The following is a 20,793-nucleotide window of genomic DNA, read 5'->3' as shown; positions in this document are numbered from 1 at the left end:
TAAGGAGAGGAAAAAATCTTTGGCAAATATCACATCTTCAATGAAAGAATTTGCACAGCGATTCCCGGAAAAAACGGCAATCAACACGAAAAACCAAATACTCACCTATAGAGATTGGCATATGCTAGTGTCCAAAACGGCTAACTGGCTTAACTCCTTTTCCTTTGCAAATAAAACAATCAGCTTTCTCATGCCAAATGGCATCCCGTTCTTGCAGTTATTTGCCGGGGCTTCCATGGCTGGGTGGACAGCGGTGCCTTTCGATATAAAGTGGAAGACTGCAGAACTGGAAAAACGATTGGTGATTTCCTGCCCTTCCATAGTGATAACAACTAGGGATTTTTACCATCAGGTTGCACACCTTCACCCTTTTGTCCTGATTTGGGAGGATTGCCTCGAAGAACTTAGCAAAAAAAATCCTGCTTTCCATATTACAAAAGCTGACAACACGCCTTTTTATATGGGCTTTACTTCTGGTACAACGGGAGATCCAAAAGCGTTTATCCGCTCCCATAAATCCTGGGCTGCCAGCTTCCTTGTAAATCAGCATGATTTTAAAATGAATGAAAAGGAACACGTCCTGATACCAGGCTCCCTCATTCACTCTCACTTTCTGTATGGAGCAATCAGCACGCTTTGTACAGGCGGAACTGTTCATCTGCTTGAAAAATTCAATGCAGCACAGACACTAATACTGATTGAAAAGAGGGATATCACAGCACTTTATGTGGTTCCTACCATGATTGCCGCCATTTTAAAAGAAGATAGAGTAATAGAAAAGCCAATTAAGATCATCTCCTCTGGTGCGAAGTGGGATAGAAATTCCAAGCAGGCCATCCGCAATGTTTTCGATCAATTGACGATGATTGAATTTTACGGTGCCAGCGAACTCAGTTATGTAACCTATTTAACAGACGACCATAAAGCTGATTCAGTCGGCAAGCCCTGTCACGGAGTCGAAATTAAAATAAGAGGCGCAAACGTAAAGCTGGAACCCTATAATATTGGCAAAATATTTGTAAAAAGTGACCTGATTTTCGATGGTTACCTCCATCCGGAAACAAAGACAGCCCAATCCATACAGGATGAAGATGGCTGGGCAACGGTTGATGATATGGGTTATCTGGATGAGGAAGGCTATCTATACATTAGCGGCCGGGAAAAAAATATGATTTTGTACGGAGCCATTAATATTTTTCCGGAAGAAATAGAAAAAGTACTTGCACAGCACCCCTCTGTTGAAGAAGTGGCCGTCATAGGTCTGTACGACCCCTACTGGGGACAAATTCCAGCAGCTGTCATAAAAGGGAAAGCTTCCACTCTTGAGTTAAAAAGGGTATGCAAAAACCATTTAGCAGCCTATAAAAAACCGCGCAAATGGTTTTTCGTGGATGAAATGCCCTACACAACGAGCGGAAAAATTGCGCGAGCCAAGCTTAAGGACTCTATTGAAAGCAAGGTGATTACCCATTAAGAGAGCCGTAATTGTAAAAGCAAAAAGAACGCCGATTGGAAAAATCAACGGTATATTCAAGGGCAGCCAGCCACATGAGCTGGCTGCACCTCTTCTAAAACATTTAGCACAAGAGCTGGAAGAAAAAATAAATGACGTGATTTTAGGAAACGTAGTCGGCCCGGGAGGAAATATTGCCAGACTATCTGCGCTGCAGGCAGGACTGCCGCTTTCTGTTCCGGGTTTGACACTGGACCGCCAATGCAGTGCAGGGCTGGAAGCCATCCGAATGGCCTGCTATTACATACAGGGAGGCGCCGGCACATGCTACATCGCCGGCGGAACTGAAAGCACGAGCACCTCTCCATATCCTTCCAGGTCCCGCTTTTCGCCTGATCAAATCGGTGATCCCGACATGGGTGTGGCTGCAGAATACGTGGCAGAAAAATATGAAGCATCCAGAGAGTCGCAGGATGAGTATGCCCGCTTAACGTATGAACGAAGCTGGAATGCTTTTGAACAAGGGCAGCTTGCCGAGGAGATCTACCCTATAGAAAATTTCAGCCTGGATGAGGAGTTTTACAAGAAAAGAAAGATGGAAGCACTGTTAAAAAGAGCAAAGCCAATTTTCAAGAAAGACGGTACTGTTACCGCCGCCAATAGCTGTGGGATCCATGATGGTGCCTCTGCTGTACTGGTCATGGAGGAAGAAGCTGCACGAAGACATGGGTTAAAACCTATTTTACGGTTTGCAGACAGTGAAATCGCAGGTGTACATCCCCATTACCCGGGATATGCACCTGTCCCTGCTATACAAGCTATATTAGAAAGAAATTACTTAACCATCGAAGATATTGATTTGATCGAAATAAATGAAGCCTTCGCATCAAAAATCGTTGCATGCTCAAGCGAGCTTTCGATTCCATATGAAAAGCTAAATGTAAACGGAGGCGCTTTAACAATTGGCCATCCTTATGGCGCTTCAGGTGCCATTATGGTCACTAGACTGTTCTATGAGATTCAAAGGCGAAAATCAGCAAAATACGTACTTGCAGCAATTGGCAGCGGGGGCGGAATTGGTGTGGCTGTGCTGTTTGAAGTGGCAGCTTGAATATGAAAGAATACTACACCTGACATAACCTGGAATAAAAGCCTTGAACGTCAAAACGATATGGCTTTTTTTCCTGGTTTTTATTTTGTCATTAATATGGCCTGTCTCCTTTTTATATTGTTTGAAGAGGAAATAATATTCAAAGCAGCCTGCGAACTGGATTAACAGGTCGCTTTCGAAGATGGAATAATTTAACTAACTTATGAACTTTATGAAGAAACTACTAATTCTTGAGAACAAACAAGTGAAATTTGCGAAGAAACCATTCAAACTTGCGAACAAATTAGGGAATTTGCGAAAAAATCATAAAAACTAGCGAATAAATCTCGGCTGGCTTTCAATTTTACCTAGCGCTTTGTTAAAAACCACAAACTTCTAAGCAAAAGGCTTACTCTCTGCATATTAAAGTGCACAATATGACAAAATAGCACAATATTAGCAACTGCTAGCACTATGCTATTCGACAGATATCACCTCCCATCAACAAGATATCGCGTTTTATTTCCTATATCGCATCATTAGATCCTCCGGCGTTAGCTATACTTAAACATATAGTATTTTTCAAACGCACGTTTCAACAGATGCGGGAACATACCACTTATGGTTCCTTTTAAAATTCCGTTATCGTTTAGTTTATTTAAGATAAGCATGGCACCTTCATTTCCAAGCTCTGTTAAAAAGAGCTGTTCATGCTGATATGATAGCAGTGGTTCATGATTTAATTGTTTAACTATATTTTCCGCAGCAAGTATGCCTTGCTTTTCAGCAGCCCTTCCTGTTTTTGCACCCTTTATATCATTTGCATCGCCTACAACAAAAACATTGTCCCATTGAACGGACTGAAGGGTTTCCTTTACAGGGAGAATTCCATGATCATGCTTGAACCCTTTGGAAGAAAAGACAAACTCTTTCCCTTTATAGGGCGGCAGTATGTGAGTAAAAGAATAAGGCAGATGTTTCCCGTTATTCAAATATATATGGCCCCCTCTGATCTTCTTAACAGAAACATCGCAATACCACTTGATTTGTTTTTTAGCCATCAACTCTTCAATCCTTGCTGTTCCCTTTTTGCCTTTTCCTTCAAATAACTTCTTTTCATATGTAAAAAACGTAATCGGGCACTTAATATCCTGCTTATATAAAAAAGCATCTAACTCAAAGAGAAACTCATAGGCAATCCCTGGGTTAGGGTTCCCTTGCGCAATACCTATAACAATGGGTTCATCTTTTCTAAGCTCTTCTACCTTTTTTCTAGTCTGAAGAGCTGATGAAATCGTATAAACAGAGGTGCTCTCGCCTTCTAATCCTTTTATGCTCCTCCAGTCAGGAGAAGCGCCTGAAGCAAGAATTAAGAAATCGTAATTAATCATCTCGCCATTCTTACATAAAATATAATTTCTTTTTGGCTTAATGGCATGTACACGATTTTCTATAAACGTTATATCCATTTTTTCTAACGTTGGGCGGAGCGGGAAGGTGAACTTGTCAATAGAGTGTTTATGAAATGGCAGCCATATCAGGGATGGCCGAAAAACAAATTGAGGGTTGTCAGAAATTATGAGGATTTCATGTTGAGAAGGTTTTAATTTTTTTTGAAGCGTTACTGCTGCATTAAGCCCTCCAAAACCGGCTCCAATTATAACAATTCGCAAAAGAATCACTTCCAGCTTTTTATATAGAAACAGTTTAGGAATTTGAAATGCCTTAGTATCCAGGAATATTAATTCACACATTCGTTCAAGTTTTATTATGAACATCTTCCAGAATAAGTATGACGCCTAATTGAAAAAGTCATATCGGTTGAATTAATCAGTATCTCTTTTGTTTATGGCATAAGCCCCAATAGATGCCCCAATAAATTCTAACCAGCCGCCGGTCGCAAGGAAAAGCCTTTTTTGTATGCTCATCTCATCTCTGATAAGAATACCCGCCGAATCAAGCATGGCTACAATCGAAATGAGACTGCTTCCAAGCACCTCAAGATTATTAAAATAATCGCCTTCCCTGTTTGCTGCCCCCTCTGCATCTAATGCTGCTCCTATTGATTGGACAGAGCTCCCTAATGCAATAAATCTGGTTGCCGTAGCAGAAGGGTTAACGATCTCTAAATTGATTGCAGCACTGTTCATTGTATTCCCGCCTGCTTGGATAAAAGAGCCAATGCTACCATAAAAATGTGTTTCCTCTTCTATATTCTCAGTTAATTTTATTCTCCCAAAGCCTTGAAGGCTGTTTCCCAGTGCTTGCACTGCATTCCCATCACGTATTAACTTTTTATTGAAATCCTTTAAATCAGAACCTTGCACCGATTCTCCTAGTGCTGATATGAGGGTGCCTATAACCAAAAAATAAGAGCCAATTGAAAGGTATTCTTCTCCCTTAAAATCCATGTAACTATCCTTTCTAATGGCTAAGGGACTGATGGCGCATCCTTTTCCTGACTTTCTTCCTTAAGCTGGCCAATGACGGATAAAACAGATCCGACTGCCTGAATCCAGCTCCCGATAATGATCACTTGATCAGCGCTTCCGCCTGAATCGTCAGTCCTCTTTTCCCTGAGATTTATCGTACCGCCAATCGCTTGAAGTGAATTTCCGATAGATTGCAGTAAATTTCCATACATATTATAGAGCTGCCCAGCAGCAGTTGGATCTTCAAACTCATCACCCAGGGCAACCGCCCCGCCCAGGGCTTGAAGCCAATTACCCGTAATGACTAACTTCTCTTCATTCTCATCCTCGATATTCAAAACTAATCCGGCAATCACTGTACTATTTCCTGCAGCCTGTATTTCATTGCCGAGTTTCTCAAGAGATGGCTCACCTTGCCCGTTTGCTTCAAGTGCGTTTCCTGTGGCTTGCAGAGTGTTCCCAACGATATCCAGCCCTTTAAAAAAGTCTACAATTCTTACCGACTGAGCTGGTGTGCTTGCGATAGCTGAGATTATTGTGCCTATCGCTGCAATAACGGAACCAACTATCTCTTGTACTTGATTATCCATAACATACTCCTTAGTTATTGTATGTTAAATTATATTCAAGACCGTTACGCGCCGATACGAACGGAAAAACAATGATGGCTCATCAACACATTCGTTATTCGCTGAATAATATTAATCCATATAAAGGGAGTTCAAACCTTAGGAAAAATGAAAGGAATTATACCAGTAAACGCAACTAAAAAAAGCTGCTTATGGCAGCTCTTAGATTTTCTTTATTCAATCAACCTTCCCATTAAAATCGTATGATAATAATTTCCATCAGAAAGCTTCTTATCATTTTTTAAAATGCCTTCAACCTCAAATCCCAGACTTTTATAAAGCTTAATAGCCTTATCATTTGTTTCGAGAACATTCAAAGTCATCTTCTTAATTTCATTTGAGTCTGCCCAATGAATAGATTCTTTTAAAAGGTTCTTGCCAATCCCATAACCCCAGAACTCTTTTAATACACAAACACCAAATTCCACTTTATGGGCACTTCTTTTTAGCGTGCTCCCTTCACATCTTGAAAAACCTGCTATTCTTCCATCCGCTTCAGCAACCAGAAACAGATTGCCATCACTCTCTGTATCAACATTGATGATCTGTTTAAAACCTGCTTCATCAATGTAAGCCTCGCCTGCTTCTCTGTCCATGTTTTCCGTTTCTCCATCGATTTGCACCCTTACTTCAGATAAACTCTTGGCATCTTCCTGAGTGGCAGACCTTATCCTGTAATGCAGATTATGAATATAGTATTCTTTTTGATTTATGATCATATTAATTCCCTTTCCCCCTCAACAACCTAAGTCAAAGGCTCTTGTCTTTAACGTCTTATTGCGTATATATGAAAAAAACGTTCATTTTTATGTAAAAAAATAGGTTTTTAAACTGTTCCATATATTAATGTTATTTCATTTCCTTAGTTCTCCTTCTAACCCTTTTATCAGAAGGATATAATTATAGCTTAAAACATCGGTTAGCCATTCATCTCTCTTTTACCCTTATCTTTCTAAGTTTGATAGAATACGAGCCATATCTCCTTCTAGAGGTATTGCTCATGGCAATGAAATTCTATTTTTTAATAAGGCTGTTTTCGTAAAGTTTATTGCTTTTGAAGGCAAACGTATTTTAACCAACTGAGTTGATTGTAGCGGAGGGCACTTGACTCCTGCGGGAAGTGAGGGGGTGGGAGACCCCACAGGCGAAGCCGAGGAGGCTCCCATTCCTCCCCGCGGAAAGCAAGTGCCCGCAGCGGAAATCAACGGGCATGATTCATAAATAAAAACAACAATTTATCAGATAAGACCCTTTCTAATAACAAGCATCGTTTTTTCATTAATCTCCACTTCATTTATATCAAAATTATTTATAAAGATGGTTTGTTCGTGCTCTTTATCTTGCGATTCTTCCCCTACCCAGCAGGTATATAATTCGCAATATTCTCCTTCAGTCAGATAACGGTCCAAGAATTCACATAATGCTAGGAATGCTTCTTGACCTTCAATATGTCCCTTTGGGTAATCTTTTTTGTAATATCGATTAAACCATATGGTTCCGTATTTATTTGAGGTTATTTCATACACATACTTCGTAGAAAAGTGTTTCTTTACCATATTTCTCATCTCTTTATCTGAGAAGAAGTCTCCTATTTGGATGTCATCATCATTTTCTTCTGCACGAATTGGCAACTTAAAATTGCAGCCCAGATAATTAACTAAACTCATTGTTTTTACTCCTTACTTTAAAAATGGTCGCTGGTCTACAATTGCTTCATCGCTTCATCAAGCTGCTGGAATAATGTATTAAGTATTGCCTTTGGCACATGATTATAAAGGTCACCCAAGCTCACTTCGAAATAACTTGTATTTTCATCAATTTCACTTAGATAACCTGAGATGCCAACACCCGTTTTCTCATGAATTTGAATAAGGGCATCCTCCACCTTCTCTTTCGGGTGATGGAAATGAACATGAAACATGTTAGAAACTGGTTTGAGTGGCAATGTAGTAATATCATGGCAAGAATTATAGAGCTTGGCGAGCTCCTTAGCCGCTTCATAATACTGTCCCATTTTATGTTTGCGTTTTTCATAATAAAAATCTGCTGAAAGGATGTACGGATACAAGCTAATCAAATCACCGCCATACCGCCTTTTCCAGGTTTTCGATTGGCCAATAAATTCTTCGTTACCAGCGAGTATTGCACCAGCAATCCCGCCAACCCCTTTATAAAACGACATATAGACGCTGTCAAAAAGAGCACTGATTTCAGCTGCAGTTTTCTGGTAATATGGCAGTACCTCCAGCAATCGGGCTCCATCAAGATGCAGCTTGATTCCTTTTTCACGGCAAAGCTTCGAAATTTGTTCCAGCGTTTCAAAGCTCGGCAATTGTCCGCCGATTTCCCGCTGAGGCAATTCCAGCAGCAAGCAGGCGATGTTTTCCTCCATTTCCTCAACATCCTCCAGCTCAATCACACGTGTTTTGTCAGCAAGCAAAATCGTTTCAATGTTATGTAATTTTTTCAAACCGTCTTCTTCGTGAATTTCTAAATGACTTAATGGATGATACGCTACTTTACCTATCCCCATTTCATCACACCAAATACGCAAAGCAATCTGCTGTGCCATTGTTCCGCTTGGAAAAAAAACAGCCGACTCCTTGCCAAGCAATACAGCCATCTTTTTTTGAAATTCTTCAATGACCTTTCCTTCTCCATATAAATCACTTTCCAAATTTTCTTCAATATCTTGAAAAGCGGTTTTCAATACTCCAACATTACGTGCTCCATGGCCGGCCAATTGATATTTTGTTTCTTTAAAGGACGAGAATAATTTTGTTCTGGTCATTATGTATGCACCTGTCTTCTTTCAGAATTATTAGATAGATAATTTAACTATATCATTTTTTCGTTTTATCAATAGGTCTAATTTTCACCCCCTTCCTATATTTTATAGAAAGGATACATTTTCCTTATTCTATAAGAAATAGGTGAGACAAGGATGTTTATCGTTTATTACTTAGAAGGCAAAACTATCTTATTAAATCAATTGCTCAAAAATGTGCCAGCTGAAGGAGAAGAAGTCAAAATTAAAGGACGAAAAGGAAAAGTTACAAGCGTAAAAACAACTGAAGACCATAAAGTCCATGTGCAAGTGGTCTTGGAAAGCGTTAATAAAAATAAAGTGGTACTGGATAATTCAAAAAAGAAAAAGAGATAAGCAAAAAACCCGCATATGCATGCGGGTTTTGCTTATTAACGCATAGTTGCTCTAATTTCTTGCATTTTTTGTCTTACTAAAGGATAAAAGTTTTTCTTGGCGCTAGCAGTAGAGTTTCCACCGAAAAAATCATTGCCAGGACAAGTTTTAACAGCATGTCCGTGACTATTGTCCAACACTCTTTCACCGGAATTAATATCCCACCAATGATGGTAGGTAATACTGTCAACTGATGGGGTTAATCCATACTTCAGCATAAGCAAAGCTGTGACAGTAATAATGGTTTCTCTTTGTTCTGCTGTCATATGACTCTCATCAAAATTCCCGAGATTTTCAATAGCTAAAGCATCGGCTTCAATTTTGTGCATCGCCTCTTTATTTTGCAGACCGAACGAGCCTTCTGGAGCAATGTTAAAAGGTCTTCCCACTGCTACCTTTCCATCTGGGAATGTGGTTAACTGCTGGCTGATCATACTCCAGCCCATTCCTTCAACATGATATTCTTCCATGCCCTTCATTAAGTCAAAATGATTGGAACCATTAAATTGCTTGTATGATGGCTGATACGTATGATGCTGCTGTATTTTATCCACTTTCCTCGTGAATTTTTGATTAAAAATCCAATCTTTGAATTCCTCTCTTGTCATAAGAACATATTTGCCTTGCATCGCAAGCTTCTTCGGTGGAATCTTTAATTTTTGACCGACATACAACTGATTGGATGTAAGCTTATTCGCTGATTTGATTAACTGAACCGTAGAACTAAATGATTGTGCAAGCTTCCAAAGCGTATCCCCGGGAGCAACCTGGTACATAATTGGAACTCTTAATTTCTGGCCTACTAATAGAAAATCAGACTGCAGCCCGTTCATTAATTTAAGGTCATTGGCTGTAGTTCCATAGGTATGAGCAATTTTCCATAAATAATCCCCTGCCTTTACTTCGTAAATATTCCGTGGGTTATTTTGTGCATGAACAGGCGACAAATTTATTTGAAAAAATAACATCAAACTAAATATAAGAATCAGGAATCTCTTCATTTTTCAAATCCTTTCATTGGCATCAAAAGCTTGCTCTCATTTTTTTATATTTCAACATTATTATTTTTTTAAAACGAATTCGAATTATCCACGTTATTAATTGTCAATTTATAGATGTTCCCAAGCAATTCTTTTCTCTACAAAGCGGCTAGGAGTTCATTTTCCGCTATCTAATAACCTGCTGGTATTATGCATGAATCCCCCTTCCATTGGGTAACCCTTAATTATTAAGGCTGTTCTCGCAAAGGTTGTTGCTTACAAACTAGTTTTAATTACTGAGTTGATTGGAGTGGAAGGCACTTGACTCCTGCGGGAAGAGAGGGAGCGGGAGACCCCGCAGGCGTTTAACGCCGAGGAGGCTCCCGTTCCTCCCCGCGGAAAGCAAGTGACTGGAGCGGAAATCAACGGGCAAGCTTTATAGTCCAAAAACAACAATTTATACGTAAACAGCCATTACTAACTTAATGCTAAAAGGTGTGTTTTTTTATGATTAAAAAATACTACTCAGAAATAGCGGTTCCAATCAAACCGCCCTATGGATTTCAGCCAGCGGAAAATAATAAAACAGACTTTACCTTCGACCGTGAAGACCGGTTTACCGATTATCTGATCGAGAAAAATAACAAGTCCTATGAAATCAGCTTGGATGATCAGGGACAATGGTATTTTTTCAAATGCTTTGTCTGCAATTCGCTTGATGAGCTGAAGCTTTCAAGGCAAATATTCAGGCCGCCTTATTTAAAAAACGAGGATTTACAGCTTGTGGATTTGATGCAGGATTTGGATATTTCCCCATTTTACGAGGGACATGATAAAGCATATGGGCATGTACTCTCCCTGGTACCTGAACTTGATTCCGTTCCGGCATTCCTACAGGCCAGGCTTGCCAACTATGATGGTACAGACGATCCGACAATTATCAAAAAGATTCACTATATCCAAAACGAATATAAAGGTGAATGCACACGGTTTATTTCCGGCTTTGAAACCCGTTCTTTTGCGACGATTACTGAAAATGAGTATTATGCAAAGGTGATTCACCAGCCATACAATGCCCGGAATTACCTGAAGCTATTCATCTATTTTTCCAGATACAGCAATCTTCCTTCACAGCAAATGATGCCTCGATTCCTTGCGAATCTTTGGGCCTCCACACAGAGCCTGAATACCAAGGCGAACCCTGCTTTATACAAAGAAGAATTTATCAAAGAATAAATATCAGAGTAATGAAATAATTCTACAGAAAAAATGTTATAATCACTGTGGCAGCAGGAATTATACATACTTACAAAATTTTAATAAGGCTATGTTAGCGCTTATTGTTGTTTTTAGCACTCTGTTGATTGGAGCGGAAGGCACGAGACTCCTGCGGGAGTGCGGATCAAAGGGAGACCCCACAGGAGCAAAGCGACGAGGAGGCTCCCGGACCGCCCGCGGAAAGGGAGTGCCTGCAGCGGAAATCAACAGGCAAATTTAAAAGAACCTTAAATAAAAAATGGAGTGAGGAAAATGATTCAGAACGTCGGCCAAATCATGTTATACGTCAATGACCAGGATCAAGCAGTAAGATTTTGGACTGAAAAAGCGGGCTTTATTGTTATTTCCGAAGAAGATAATGGCGAAGGAATGAGATGGATCGAAATTGCTCCTGCAAAGGAAGCAGAAACCACCTTTGTTCTGCACAATAAGGAGCTCATTGCAAAGATGGAACCTGAATTAAACCTTGGTACACCTTCCCTCATGTTTTTTACAAATGACCTTGATACACTTTATCACAACTTTAAAAAACAAAATGTCACAGTCGGCGATATCGTTAATATGCCTGGTGGCAGAGTCTTTAATTTTGCAGACAGCGAAGAGAACTATTTTGCTGTCATGGAAAAGACTAATTAATAATATGCACCGCTCCTAGCCGGGGTGGTGCTTTTTCCGGTCAGTTTTACAGAGTTCGTCAAATTCTGCTATAAATGCGAAATAAAAGTCTAATCCTGCGCTTTCCCGAGAAATGATGGACTAAAAAAAGAGCGGGGACCGCTCTCATCCCCGCTCTCCTTCCTTATTTTCCATCTGCAATCTCTTTGAAGATTTCATATGAACGCTTTTGTTTATCTTCGTCATAAATATAGGACACAGCCATAATTTCATCGACATTGTACATGTCCTGGAACTGCGCCAATTGCCCCTTTACTGTTTCCTTGCTTCCCATTAGAGTTACACTGGACATCCCTTCGGCCGCTTCTTTTTCCATCGGATTCCAAAGAGAATCCAAGTCTTCTACCGGCGGGCTTAGCTTCATTTGTGTTCCCCTAACGACATTCAAGAAAAATTGTTTCATGGTAGTTGATAAAAATTCTGCTTCTTCATCGGTTTCAGCTGCGATGACATTCAGGCAAATCATCATATATGGCTTATCCAAATACTGCGAAGGCTTGAATCGTGCGCGGTAAATCCGAATCGCATCTTCCATATATCTTGGTGCAAAGTGTGAAGCAAATACATATGGAAGTCCAAGCTCTGCTGCCAAATAAGCAGAATCTGTGGACGATCCCAGAATATATATTGGAATATTCGTTTCCACGCCTGGATAGGCTTTCACATAGCTTTGATCCTCTAATGGGCCAAAGTATGTAAGCAGCTGCTGAACATCCTCGGGAAACGTATAAACAGAGTCATTTTTCGAACGGCGAAGTGCACTGGCCGTCATCATATCGGTACCAGGTGCCCTTCCAAGACCAAGATCCACACGATCCGGATAAATGGTCGCCATCGTGCCAAACTGCTCGGCTACCACCAGCGGTGCATGGTTTGGCAGCATGATTCCGCCTGAGCCCACACGGATTGTATTCGTATGTTCCAATGTATGTTTAATTAAAAGAGACGTCGCAGAACTTACTAGCGTCGGCGTATTATGATGCTCCGCAATCCAATAGCGCTTATAGCCCATTTCCTCCGTTGCCTGTGCAAGATCAACAAGGTCTTCTATCGCCTGTTTGCTATCCTTCCCCTCCCGGATCGGGGCAAGGTTTAAAACCGAAACAGGTATTTGTATATTAGTCATTTGATTATCCCCTTCTTAAAGAATTGATTTTATTTTAACAACCGAAATAAATAATACAAAATATAATGCTTACATTGTCTTTATTTTCCCTTTCTTTTTCATTTTTACCTCAGATAAAACAGCAACTACGTCGATTGCATAAATGAATAAACATACTAAAACTTGTTCAATCTAGAGTAAGGTTACTGCTTTTAAAAGAAAGGAATCATCTAATGATAAAATTGGTTGTTTGGTCTATATTTATTATTCCCTGGGTTTCTTTGTTCTTTTTAAACCAATCAGCTTTACGAAGATATATGCCTGTTGCCCTTCTGGCTACAGTGCTGAATACCATAGTGGCTCAGTTGGCCTGGACATACAATTGGTGGGAATTTAAAGAGACACTCTTCAGCTGGGACAAAATAGCCCCATTGTTTACGGTATATAGTATTTTCCTTGCCGGTACCATTTGGATATTCTATTTTACATTCCGTAAGTTCTGGTTATATATCATTGTAAATGTAATCGTTGACCTTTTTTACGGTTTCGTTTTCACTAAATTTTTAAATAGCCTTCATATAAGAGAAAATGGCAATTTTTCACCACTGGCAAATCTTTTGGCTATGACGATTCTAGCCGTCCTCCTCTATATTTACCAGCTATGGCAGGAAGGAAACACGGATAAAGTGGAGGTAAACTAAAGACAAGTTGATTTCATAAACAATTTTATACCTAAAAAAACCCTCAAAGTCAGCCGACTCTGAGGGGTTTTTCATCATCCAAGGGTTCTTTAGTGTTGGAGGAGGATTTTTTATTCAACGCCAACAGTAAAATCATACCAAATATACACGCTGTACCAACCCATTGAAAGCTTCCAAACGGTTCTTTCAGCCAAATGACGGTTGTAAATACGGCTGCCAAAGGTTCCAGACTGCTTAATAGGCTTGTTTCGGTTGGTGTAAGACTCTGCAAGCTTTCGATATAAAACCAGAAAGCAAGCATGGTTCCAAATACAATGACAAACACCAAATAAAGATAAGCTTCAGCCGTTAAGCTGGAGAAGTCCATTTTCCAAGGGGGATGGATAAAACCTAAAGAGAATCCGCCGATGACCATTGCCCAGCCGACAACCACCAGTGAATCGTATTGCTTTAACAATGGAACGGCATATAACGTATAAAACGCTAAGGCTACTCCGGATAAAACTCCCCACACAATCGCTGGAGCAGGGACTGAAAGCTGAGAGACAGAGCCATTCGTCAGCAGAAAAAAGGATCCTGCTAAAGCAAGCGAAACCGTCACGAAATCGCGCCCTGTAAATACGGTCTGCTTCCGTAAAACCAAGTAAATAATAATCATAGCTGGAGCCAAATATTGCAAAAGCGTAGCAACAGCCGCATTCCCATGATGGATGGATGCCATATACGTATATTGCACTCCCAGCATGCCTAGCATCCCAAAAATCACCAGCTGTGCAGCCGCCCTTCTATTTTTCCACACACCAAATACCTGAGTCCGCTCTTTAAGCAAATATTGAACAGCTAATAGTAAAATTCCAGCGGTAAGCAGCCGAATAGTAACCAGCCAACTTACTTCAATTCCATATTCCTGAAAAAGCTTTTGCGCTACAGTGCCGCCAACTCCCCAAAAAGTAGCTCCTGCCATGACAAGAATTAAGCCAGTATTTTTTGAAGGTCCGTTCATGTTCATTCCACCTTAAAATATAATAATAGTGTTATAATAATTGAAAACATGTGTAAAAAATAGCTAAATTCAATAAAAAAATATAAATATATTGAGGTGCTGTATTGCAAATAAAAGATTTCAAAGTGGATCAAAGCTTAAAAGAGCTTACGAACCACCGTACAATTGTAATGCCTGTTGCCTGCTACGAAACAGAGATTGCTCATAATATAAACGGCAAAATCCCTCTTCATTGGCATGAGGAAATTCAATTTGTTTTAATAAAAAAAGGGAAAGCAATGTTTCAGATAAATGAAGAAAAACGGATAATAAGCGAAGGTGACGGGATATTTATTAACAGCGGATGCCTGCATTTGGCAGAAGACGTAAGCGGTGACTGTATTTATATTTGTTTAAATGTATCCCCCCATTTCATGCTCCCTCAAGAACTATTTACAAGCTATATATATCCATACATCCAAGCGACCAATTTGCCGTACATTTCCATTAATGCCTATGACCAATGGGGAAAAAACATTTTAGACAGCATGATAAAAATCAATAGCTTGATTCAGCATAAACCGCCTTTTTATGAAGTTGGCATATCCAGTCAGCTAACATTCATATGGCAGCAGTTAATCATGAATGGGTTCCAATTAGAGTATGACCGGACTGAAGTGGACAAAAATCAGCGAATGAAGGAAATGTTGAATTGGATCCACCTCCATTATGCTGAAAAAATCACACTGAATGATATCGCAAGATCAGGCCAATTAAGCAGTTCTGAATGCTGCCGGTACTTCAAGCGGATCTTAAAAACAACTCCGATAAGCTACCTAATCAATTATCGAATCCAAAAAAGCCTCATCTTGCTTCAAGAACCAGAGTCTAATGTCACTGAAGTTGCCTTTAAAGTTGGATTTAACAGCACCAGTTATTTTATCAGTAAATTCCGGAAGTCGATGAATATAACACCATCAGCCTACAAAAAGGAGCGACAGCCAAAATAGTAGACTAGTATAACCAAATTGCAGGAAAAGAAATGAGTCCTGCGAAATGTTTATCCAAAAAGCATTTAGAAGGATGGCTATTGTAGGAACGGTATAAATTTGACCATACGGAAAACGATTAAGCGAATATATCGGTCTGTTCCCTTTAACATAACTTGGCATCATCTAGCAACAAAATGGGAAGAGAAAGGGGACGAAAGAACGGCAATCATGCCCCATAGATCACTTTTATAGCTATGTATTGAATAGAAAAGAAACGATAAAGACTGTTGAGAAAAATGCTCAACAGTCTTATCCATAAAAATTCATTTATTTACTGGTTTACCAAGGACATCGATTTCTTCGTCTTCTATTGTTGTTGCGGTCAAAAATCCCTAACACATTGTCATCATCTCTTCTTCTGCGATCTCTTCTATCATCCTCAACAACAATAACTTTATTAGCACGGATAAAAACTCTATCCACATCAATATCCCTTCTTCTGTCCTCACGATCAAAAATACCTGCTACATCGTTGTTATCAAATCTTCTTCTGCACGACATCTCTCTCACCTCCTTGTCTCTTATAGTTTTAAAATATGCTCGTCCTACAAAAAGGAGTGGACAAGATAACTAGTAAATTAGTTTGTTTATAGAATCCATGTGAACCTCATTCTGATTAAGAGAATGTTTTATATAAAAGTAATAAAGTCTTCAAAATAAGAGGGTGTTCCAAATAATTGGAGCACCCTGCTTTCTATCAATTTATTCTTTGCCTTCTTCTTTCTTTTCATCTTCACGTTGTTTTTCTTCAGCTTACTTTACTAATTCCTGTTCTTTTTTCTCTTCCTCTTCAGCAGCTCCTGCGGTTGCTTTCGCTACCTCATTATTTATTTCCTCAACATCTCTTTCTTCTTCTTCCTCGGTTTTTGCAGCTTTTTTATCTAACTCTTCTTCCAGCTTTTCCATTTCAGGTCAGCTTCTTCTGTTGAGATTTGACCGCTTGCCAGTTTCAGTTCGATTTCTGCCATTTTTTCTGCAAAATTAGCATCTGCTTCTTGGATTCATAAATTTCTCAAAAGACTTCTGGATATTTTTCATAATGGCTTGCTGAGATTGAGGATTTTCAACCTTCTTTAAAACAGCCACGACAGAATCCATATTATGAGCAAGCTTGCTTTCTACTAACCCTTCCCCATCTTCTTCTGCTGGTTCAGACCAGTATCTTTAAAATTTTCTTTCCCCCATCCAGCCTCTCCCAGAACCCATGTCCAGCCCTTCTCACGTCTGAATTAAGCCCATTCAAAGTTCTCAGTCAATTATAAAAAGCAACTTTTTTATGTTGACATTGTTTATCAATCGCATATAATTTGCATTAAGGCAAAACTTTTTTATTAATCTATAAATCTTGTCCTAAGGACGATTACTTGATTATACGCAATTAAAATGACCGGCTTAAAAAATGGAAAAATAAAGGAGAGAACAAAAATGAAGGGTCCAGCTATCTCCATACAAGATTTGCATGTTTCCTATTATGGAAATGAAGCTGTAAAAGGAGTAAGCCTGTCTGTTGATACTGGTAATTTGGTGGGCATTATCGGGCCAAACGGTGCAGGAAAATCGACTTTTTTAAAAGCCATGCTGAATCTCATACCAAAGGATAAAGGCGATGTAAAAGTGATGGGTAGAACGATCAAAGAAGTACGCAAAAGAATCGCCTATGTTCCACAGCGAAATGACATAGATTGGGATTTTCCTATAACCGTTCTTGATGCGGTTCTTATTGGCACTTATCCACACTTAAAGCTGTTCCGCCGCCCAAAGAAAAAAGAAAAAGAATGGGCGCTGGAATGTCTCCAGCGGGTGGGAATGCAAGAATTCAGCAAGAGGCAAATTGGAGAATTATCTGGCGGACAGCAGCAGCGTGTCTTTCTGGCAAGAGCCCTTGCCCAGCAAGCAGATCTGTTTTTCCTCGATGAGCCTTTTGTGGGAGTTGATGTTTCCAGTGAAGAAACCATTGTTAACATTTTAAAAGAACTTTGCAGGCAAGGAAAAACGGTTATTGTGGTTCATCATGATCTAAGTAAAGCGAATGATTATTTCAATCAGCTAATCTTACTAAACAAAGAACTAATCTGTTTCGGTACGGTCGATGAAGTTTTCAAGCCTGAGGTAATCGAAAAAGCTTACAAAGGGCAATTTGCTTTTATGAATGAGATTGGGGTGTCGTTATAATGGCTTTTATTGAAGCGGTAATGCAGTATGGTTTTCTGCAAAAAGCGTTATTAACATCGGTTATGGTAGGGATTATCTGCGGAGTCATTGGCTGCTTTATCATTCTGAGAGGAATGGCTCTCATGGGGGATGCAATCTCACATGCAGTACTGCCAGGTGTCGCCATCTCCTATATGCTGGGTATTAACTTCTTTTTTGGGGCCGTTTTTAGTGGAGTTTTAACAGCAATTGCCATTGGATTTGTATCCCAGAACAGCCGTATAAAGCATGATACCTCTATCGGGATCATGTTTACAGCGGCATTTGCTTCAGGAATTATTATTATTACGATGTTAAAAAGCAGTACAGACTTATACCATATTTTATTTGGAAATGTGCTGGCTGTAAGGTCTTCAGATATGTGGATCACACTGGGGATTGGCATTATTGTTTTAGCGGCTGTTTATCTCTTTTACAAAGAATTATTGGTTACCTCGTTTGATGAAACGATGGGAGCAGCATACGGCTTGCCAGTTCGTTTAATACATTATTTCCTCATGACCCTTTTGACAATGGTAACCGTCGCCTCCCTGCAGACCGTTGGAATTATCTTGGTTGTAGCCATGTTAATTACACCTGCTGCGGCTGCTTATCTGCTGACAGAGCGTCTATGGGTCATGATTTTTCTTGCGGCAGGCATTGGTGTGGTTTCATCCATCGTTGGACTTTATTTCAGCTTCACGTACAACTTAGCTTCAGGAGCAACCATTGTCATGGCGGCGACTGCTATTTTCGTTCTCGTTTTCTTATTCTCTCCGAAGCATGGGTTGATTTGGAAAACGCTGAAAGTAAAGAAGAAAAGAGCTTCATTAGTTTAATTTAATAAAATCAAAAATACCAAGGGGGAAAAACGAATGGTTAAAAAAGGATTTCTTTTATTAGCAGCATCCCTTCTCTCCATGTTTTTATTGTCAGCGTGCAGCGGTGAAGAAAGCAGCAGCACTTCTGCCAGCGAAGATGGGAAAGTTCAAGTTGTTACTACCTACTCGATTGTGTATGACATCGTTAAAAATGTAGGCGGAGATTTAGTTGAGATTCATAGTTTAGCACCCATTGGTTCCAACCCGCACGAATATGACCCGCTCCCTGAAGATGTGCAAAAAACGACTGATGCTGATGCTGTTTTTTACAACGGCTTAAATCTGGAAGCCGGCAACTCATGGTTTGATAACCTGATGGAAACTGCCGGCAAAGACGGAGAAGATGCTCCTGTCTTCCTAATGAGTGAAGGTGTTGAGGCGATGCACTTAACAACAAAGGGCAAAGAAAGCGAAGAGATCCGCATGCATGGCTGGATATTCGAAATGGAATCAAATACGCAGAAAATGCCAGAGATGGACTAATCAAGGTGGATCCTGACAATAAAGACGTTTACGAGAAAAACGCCGAAGAATATATCGGTAAGCTTCAAAAACTGCATGACGAGGCCGTTGAACAATTTAATGAAATTCCAGAAAATGAACGGGTTCTTGTCACAAGTGAAGGGGCTTTTAAATATTTTAGTGAAGCCTATGGATTCCAGGCAGAATATATCTGGGAGATCAATCAGGAAAACCAGGGAACACCTGAACAAATTACAAGAATTGTAGATATTATCAATGAAAAAGGAATTACAGGACTATTCCTGGAAACAAGCATTGACGCTCGAAGCATGGATGCCGTATCCGATGAAACCAATGTTCCGATCATGGGCAAAGTGTTCACAGACTCAATAGCAAAGCCGGGTGAAGACGGTGATACGTATATCTCTATGATGGAATGGAATATAAAGACGATTAAAGAAGGCTTGTCTAAGTAACCTGAAATTAAACAAACTTTAAAAACATAGACACCTCTTCCATAAGAAGAGGTGTCTATTTTCATAATAAAAGGAATGCAACGACCTTCCCTATATGGGAAACATTTTTTATTAACAGAATAGGCAGTGCCGTCCCAAACTTCTCTGTAAAACCCCAAATACAATTAATAGTTAAACAATTAGCCCACAGTAATATCACTTAAATGATTTTCCAGTTCCAGTTTAAGCTTGCGTAATTCATTTAACAAGTTAGTGTGGATTGCAAAAGATGATTCATCACCTCTTTTAAGGTCCTGATCAATCTTAAATTGCAGAAAGTTTATTTTAAGGTCTAGATCCATTAAAGATAAGATGTTTTCGTTCTTTATATACTGCTCCAAAACTTCAATGGCCATATAGGAGGCATGTTGTTCATTTATCACTACGAAAACATACCACCCTTTTGCCATCGTAAATTTACGTTCAGGAGTGACTTCGATTAGATCTCCTTTTTGGATCGTGATTGAGAACGCATGATAAGCATCCGGACAAAAGCAATCAATATCATGTTGAAATGTGTCTAAAGCTATGTAATGTTCATTCATTTTCTTCTCTCCTTTTAGAAAGCTTAATATAATCATGTATCTGAAGTATTTGATCTAAATGACTATTAACTTTCAACTGCTTCGATATCTTCTAATCCGCAACAAGGGCAGTGACCGTGGTAACTTTCATGCTCAGCCTCTTCAATAAAACCACACCATTCACAAATATAGATTATGCTCTTCATATACCCCTCCCTGATTCAATTGTTCTAGGTATCCCTTTAAAATTGTTTAATATTTAGACTTTTATATATGATAATGATTATCAATCTTAAAAACAGTTTAATTGAAAATGATTATCAATGTCAAGGGGAGATTGAGAAGAAAACTGTTGCTCTATAAATCGTCAACATAGACGGTTTTTTTTCACTTGCCCACCCAGTAATCGTCGCCTTGAACCTATTTGAAGACTTTTTCTTCTCTATCTTCCCATCAACGTCGCCATGAACTTTATGACGATCTTTTTTCCTCTGTCTCCCCATTGTCGTTGCTTTGAGCTTCCTTTCACTTTGGTCTGCTTCTCTTTAACAGAATCGCGAAAATCCCACTGGTTCACCATTTCGACACATTTCCCTAAAAATCACCCTGACCTTTCCCTTCCCTCAACTGTATATAGAAGGT

Annotated in this window: 21 protein-coding genes and 1 pseudogene; 10 read left to right on the top strand and 12 right to left on the bottom strand. The window is 39.5% G+C overall.

Annotation, left to right across the window (positions count from 1 at the left end):
• Window positions 1–19: 19 nt before the first annotated feature.
• Together AC3ZVC_RS16360 and AC3ZVC_RS16355 are read left to right on the top strand one after the other, a co-directional pair.
• Window positions 20–1,474, top strand: a complete 1,455-nt coding sequence (locus tag AC3ZVC_RS16360; protein WP_490064271.1) for an AMP-binding protein — start codon at window positions 20–22, stop codon at window positions 1,472–1,474.
• Complete coding sequence (locus tag AC3ZVC_RS16355) at window positions 1,470–2,564, top strand: acetyl-CoA C-acyltransferase (RefSeq protein WP_490068945.1); 1,095 nt, start codon at window positions 1,470–1,472, stop codon at window positions 2,562–2,564. Before AC3ZVC_RS16360 ends, AC3ZVC_RS16355 begins: the two co-directional genes overlap by 5 nt.
• 533 nt (window positions 2,565–3,097) lie before the next feature.
• On the opposite strand, the gene AC3ZVC_RS16350 is transcribed toward AC3ZVC_RS16355, so the two are convergent.
• The 6 genes from AC3ZVC_RS16350 to AC3ZVC_RS16325 form a co-directional block, all read right to left on the bottom strand.
• Complete coding sequence (locus AC3ZVC_RS16350; RefSeq protein ID WP_490064270.1) at window positions 3,098–4,321, bottom strand: NAD(P)/FAD-dependent oxidoreductase; 1,224 nt, start codon at window positions 4,319–4,321, stop codon at window positions 3,098–3,100.
• 48 nt (window positions 4,322–4,369) lie between these two features.
• A complete protein-coding gene (locus AC3ZVC_RS16345) occupies window positions 4,370–4,954 on the bottom strand; it encodes a DUF6944 family repetitive protein (RefSeq protein WP_490064269.1) in 585 nt (194 codons plus the stop codon).
• 20 nt (window positions 4,955–4,974) lie between these two features.
• Window positions 4,975–5,565: a DUF6944 family repetitive protein gene (locus tag AC3ZVC_RS16340; protein WP_490064268.1), complete on the bottom strand. Its 591-nt coding sequence runs from the start codon at window positions 5,563–5,565 to the stop codon at window positions 4,975–4,977.
• A 212-nt stretch (window positions 5,566–5,777) separates the two neighbouring features.
• A complete protein-coding gene (locus AC3ZVC_RS16335; RefSeq protein WP_490064267.1) occupies window positions 5,778–6,323 on the bottom strand; it encodes a GNAT family N-acetyltransferase in 546 nt (181 codons plus the stop codon).
• Window positions 6,324–6,842: 519 nt separating this feature from the next.
• Window positions 6,843–7,271, bottom strand: coding sequence for a hypothetical protein (locus tag AC3ZVC_RS16330; protein WP_490064266.1), 429 nt, complete (start codon window positions 7,269–7,271; stop codon window positions 6,843–6,845).
• A 35-nt stretch (window positions 7,272–7,306) separates the two neighbouring features.
• Window positions 7,307–8,395 carry a threonine aldolase family protein gene (locus AC3ZVC_RS16325; protein ID WP_490064265.1) on the bottom strand — a complete coding sequence of 363 codons (1,089 nt, stop codon included), beginning with the start codon at window positions 8,393–8,395 and terminating at the stop codon, window positions 7,307–7,309.
• 153 nt (window positions 8,396–8,548) lie between these two features.
• On the opposite strand from AC3ZVC_RS16325, the gene AC3ZVC_RS16320 reads away from it, so the two are divergent.
• Complete coding sequence (locus AC3ZVC_RS16320; RefSeq protein WP_490064264.1) at window positions 8,549–8,767, top strand: hypothetical protein; 219 nt, start codon at window positions 8,549–8,551, stop codon at window positions 8,765–8,767.
• A 35-nt stretch (window positions 8,768–8,802) separates the two neighbouring features.
• Here the strand turns inward: AC3ZVC_RS16320 and AC3ZVC_RS16315 are convergent, their stop codons facing one another.
• Entirely contained in the window at window positions 8,803–9,807 is a 1,005-nt protein-coding gene (locus tag AC3ZVC_RS16315; protein ID WP_490064263.1) for a peptidoglycan recognition protein family protein, read from the bottom strand.
• A 486-nt stretch (window positions 9,808–10,293) separates the two neighbouring features.
• Here AC3ZVC_RS16315 and AC3ZVC_RS16310 point away from each other — a divergent pair, with 486 nt between their 5' ends.
• Entirely contained in the window at window positions 10,294–11,022 is a 729-nt protein-coding gene (locus AC3ZVC_RS16310; RefSeq protein ID WP_490064262.1) for a hypothetical protein, read from the top strand.
• A gap of 294 nt (window positions 11,023–11,316) precedes the next feature.
• Complete coding sequence (locus AC3ZVC_RS16305) at window positions 11,317–11,700, top strand: VOC family protein (RefSeq protein ID WP_490064261.1); 384 nt, start codon at window positions 11,317–11,319, stop codon at window positions 11,698–11,700.
• A 163-nt stretch (window positions 11,701–11,863) separates the two neighbouring features.
• Here the strand turns inward: AC3ZVC_RS16305 and AC3ZVC_RS16300 are convergent, their stop codons facing one another.
• Window positions 11,864–12,865: an LLM class flavin-dependent oxidoreductase gene (locus tag AC3ZVC_RS16300; RefSeq protein ID WP_490064260.1), complete on the bottom strand. Its 1,002-nt coding sequence runs from the start codon at window positions 12,863–12,865 to the stop codon at window positions 11,864–11,866.
• Between the two features lie 212 nt (window positions 12,866–13,077).
• Here AC3ZVC_RS16300 and AC3ZVC_RS16295 point away from each other — a divergent pair, with 212 nt between their 5' ends.
• A complete protein-coding gene (locus AC3ZVC_RS16295; RefSeq protein WP_490064259.1) occupies window positions 13,078–13,545 on the top strand; it encodes a hypothetical protein in 468 nt (155 codons plus the stop codon).
• Window positions 13,546–13,594: 49 nt separating this feature from the next.
• Here the strand turns inward: AC3ZVC_RS16295 and AC3ZVC_RS16290 are convergent, their stop codons facing one another.
• Complete coding sequence (locus AC3ZVC_RS16290) at window positions 13,595–14,548, bottom strand: DMT family transporter (protein WP_490064258.1); 954 nt, start codon at window positions 14,546–14,548, stop codon at window positions 13,595–13,597.
• A gap of 104 nt (window positions 14,549–14,652) precedes the next feature.
• Between AC3ZVC_RS16290 and AC3ZVC_RS16285 the strand changes: the two genes are divergently transcribed.
• Window positions 14,653–15,537: an AraC family transcriptional regulator gene (locus tag AC3ZVC_RS16285; RefSeq protein WP_490064257.1), complete on the top strand. Its 885-nt coding sequence runs from the start codon at window positions 14,653–14,655 to the stop codon at window positions 15,535–15,537.
• Between the two features lie 321 nt (window positions 15,538–15,858).
• On the opposite strand, the gene AC3ZVC_RS16280 is transcribed toward AC3ZVC_RS16285, so the two are convergent.
• The gene (locus AC3ZVC_RS16280) at window positions 15,859–16,080 is read right to left on the bottom strand and encodes a hypothetical protein (protein ID WP_490064256.1); all 222 of its coding nucleotides are present in this window, start codon (window positions 16,078–16,080) and stop codon (window positions 15,859–15,861) included.
• Between the two features lie 252 nt (window positions 16,081–16,332).
• Window positions 16,333–16,485, bottom strand: a complete 153-nt coding sequence (locus AC3ZVC_RS16275; protein ID WP_490064255.1) for a hypothetical protein — start codon at window positions 16,483–16,485, stop codon at window positions 16,333–16,335.
• Between the two features lie 519 nt (window positions 16,486–17,004).
• On the opposite strand from AC3ZVC_RS16275, the gene AC3ZVC_RS16270 reads away from it, so the two are divergent.
• The 3 genes and pseudogenes from AC3ZVC_RS16270 (at window position 17,005) to AC3ZVC_RS16260 (ending at window position 19,588) form a co-directional block, all read left to right on the top strand.
• Window positions 17,005–17,751 (top strand): metal ABC transporter ATP-binding protein, encoded by a 747-nt coding sequence (locus AC3ZVC_RS16270; RefSeq protein WP_490064254.1) that lies wholly within the window; start codon window positions 17,005–17,007, stop codon window positions 17,749–17,751.
• On the top strand, window positions 17,751–18,608 hold the full coding sequence (locus tag AC3ZVC_RS16265) for a metal ABC transporter permease (RefSeq protein WP_490064253.1): 858 nt from the start codon (window positions 17,751–17,753) through the stop codon (window positions 18,606–18,608). Before AC3ZVC_RS16270 ends, AC3ZVC_RS16265 begins: the two co-directional genes overlap by 1 nt.
• Before the next feature lie 36 nt (window positions 18,609–18,644).
• A pseudogene (locus tag AC3ZVC_RS16260) lies at window positions 18,645–19,588 on the top strand (metal ABC transporter solute-binding protein, Zn/Mn family).
• A 179-nt stretch (window positions 19,589–19,767) separates the two neighbouring features.
• Here AC3ZVC_RS16260 and AC3ZVC_RS16255 read toward each other — a convergent pair.
• Window positions 19,768–20,172, bottom strand: a complete 405-nt coding sequence (locus AC3ZVC_RS16255; RefSeq protein WP_490064252.1) for a hypothetical protein — start codon at window positions 20,170–20,172, stop codon at window positions 19,768–19,770.
• Window positions 20,173–20,793: the final 621 nt, after the last annotated feature.

Source organism: Cytobacillus sp. C11.1 (assembly GCF_058145115.1).
This window is presented reverse-complemented; position numbering and strand designations above follow the sequence as displayed.

Excerpts from the sequence above, each read along its gene's own strand:
- AC3ZVC_RS16350 (WP_490064270.1), bottom strand. The coding sequence starts at position 4,321 with ATGTTCATAATAAAACTTGAACGAATGTGTGAATTAATATTCCTGGAT.
- AC3ZVC_RS16345 (WP_490064269.1), bottom strand. The coding sequence starts at position 4,954 with ATGGATTTTAAGGGAGAAGAATACCTTTCAATTGGCTCTTATTTTTTG.
- AC3ZVC_RS16340 (WP_490064268.1), bottom strand. The coding sequence starts at position 5,565 with ATGGATAATCAAGTACAAGAGATAGTTGGTTCCGTTATTGCAGCGATA.
- AC3ZVC_RS16335 (WP_490064267.1), bottom strand. The coding sequence starts at position 6,323 with ATGATCATAAATCAAAAAGAATACTATATTCATAATCTGCATTACAGG.
- AC3ZVC_RS16330 (WP_490064266.1), bottom strand. The coding sequence starts at position 7,271 with ATGAGTTTAGTTAATTATCTGGGCTGCAATTTTAAGTTGCCAATTCGT.
- AC3ZVC_RS16325 (WP_490064265.1), bottom strand. The coding sequence starts at position 8,395 with ATGACCAGAACAAAATTATTCTCGTCCTTTAAAGAAACAAAATATCAA.
- AC3ZVC_RS16320 (WP_490064264.1), top strand. The coding sequence starts at position 8,549 with ATGTTTATCGTTTATTACTTAGAAGGCAAAACTATCTTATTAAATCAA.
- AC3ZVC_RS16315 (WP_490064263.1), bottom strand. The coding sequence starts at position 9,807 with ATGAAGAGATTCCTGATTCTTATATTTAGTTTGATGTTATTTTTTCAA.
- AC3ZVC_RS16310 (WP_490064262.1), top strand. The coding sequence starts at position 10,294 with ATGATTAAAAAATACTACTCAGAAATAGCGGTTCCAATCAAACCGCCC.
- AC3ZVC_RS16305 (WP_490064261.1), top strand. The coding sequence starts at position 11,317 with ATGATTCAGAACGTCGGCCAAATCATGTTATACGTCAATGACCAGGAT.
- AC3ZVC_RS16300 (WP_490064260.1), bottom strand. The coding sequence starts at position 12,865 with ATGACTAATATACAAATACCTGTTTCGGTTTTAAACCTTGCCCCGATC.
- AC3ZVC_RS16295 (WP_490064259.1), top strand. The coding sequence starts at position 13,078 with ATGATAAAATTGGTTGTTTGGTCTATATTTATTATTCCCTGGGTTTCT.
- AC3ZVC_RS16290 (WP_490064258.1), bottom strand. The coding sequence starts at position 14,548 with ATGAACGGACCTTCAAAAAATACTGGCTTAATTCTTGTCATGGCAGGA.
- AC3ZVC_RS16280 (WP_490064256.1), bottom strand. The coding sequence starts at position 16,080 with ATGTCGTGCAGAAGAAGATTTGATAACAACGATGTAGCAGGTATTTTT.
- AC3ZVC_RS16275 (WP_490064255.1), bottom strand. The coding sequence starts at position 16,485 with ATGGAAAAGCTGGAAGAAGAGTTAGATAAAAAAGCTGCAAAAACCGAG.
- AC3ZVC_RS16270 (WP_490064254.1), top strand. The coding sequence starts at position 17,005 with ATGAAGGGTCCAGCTATCTCCATACAAGATTTGCATGTTTCCTATTAT.
- AC3ZVC_RS16265 (WP_490064253.1), top strand. The coding sequence starts at position 17,751 with ATGGCTTTTATTGAAGCGGTAATGCAGTATGGTTTTCTGCAAAAAGCG.
- AC3ZVC_RS16255 (WP_490064252.1), bottom strand. The coding sequence starts at position 20,172 with ATGAATGAACATTACATAGCTTTAGACACATTTCAACATGATATTGAT.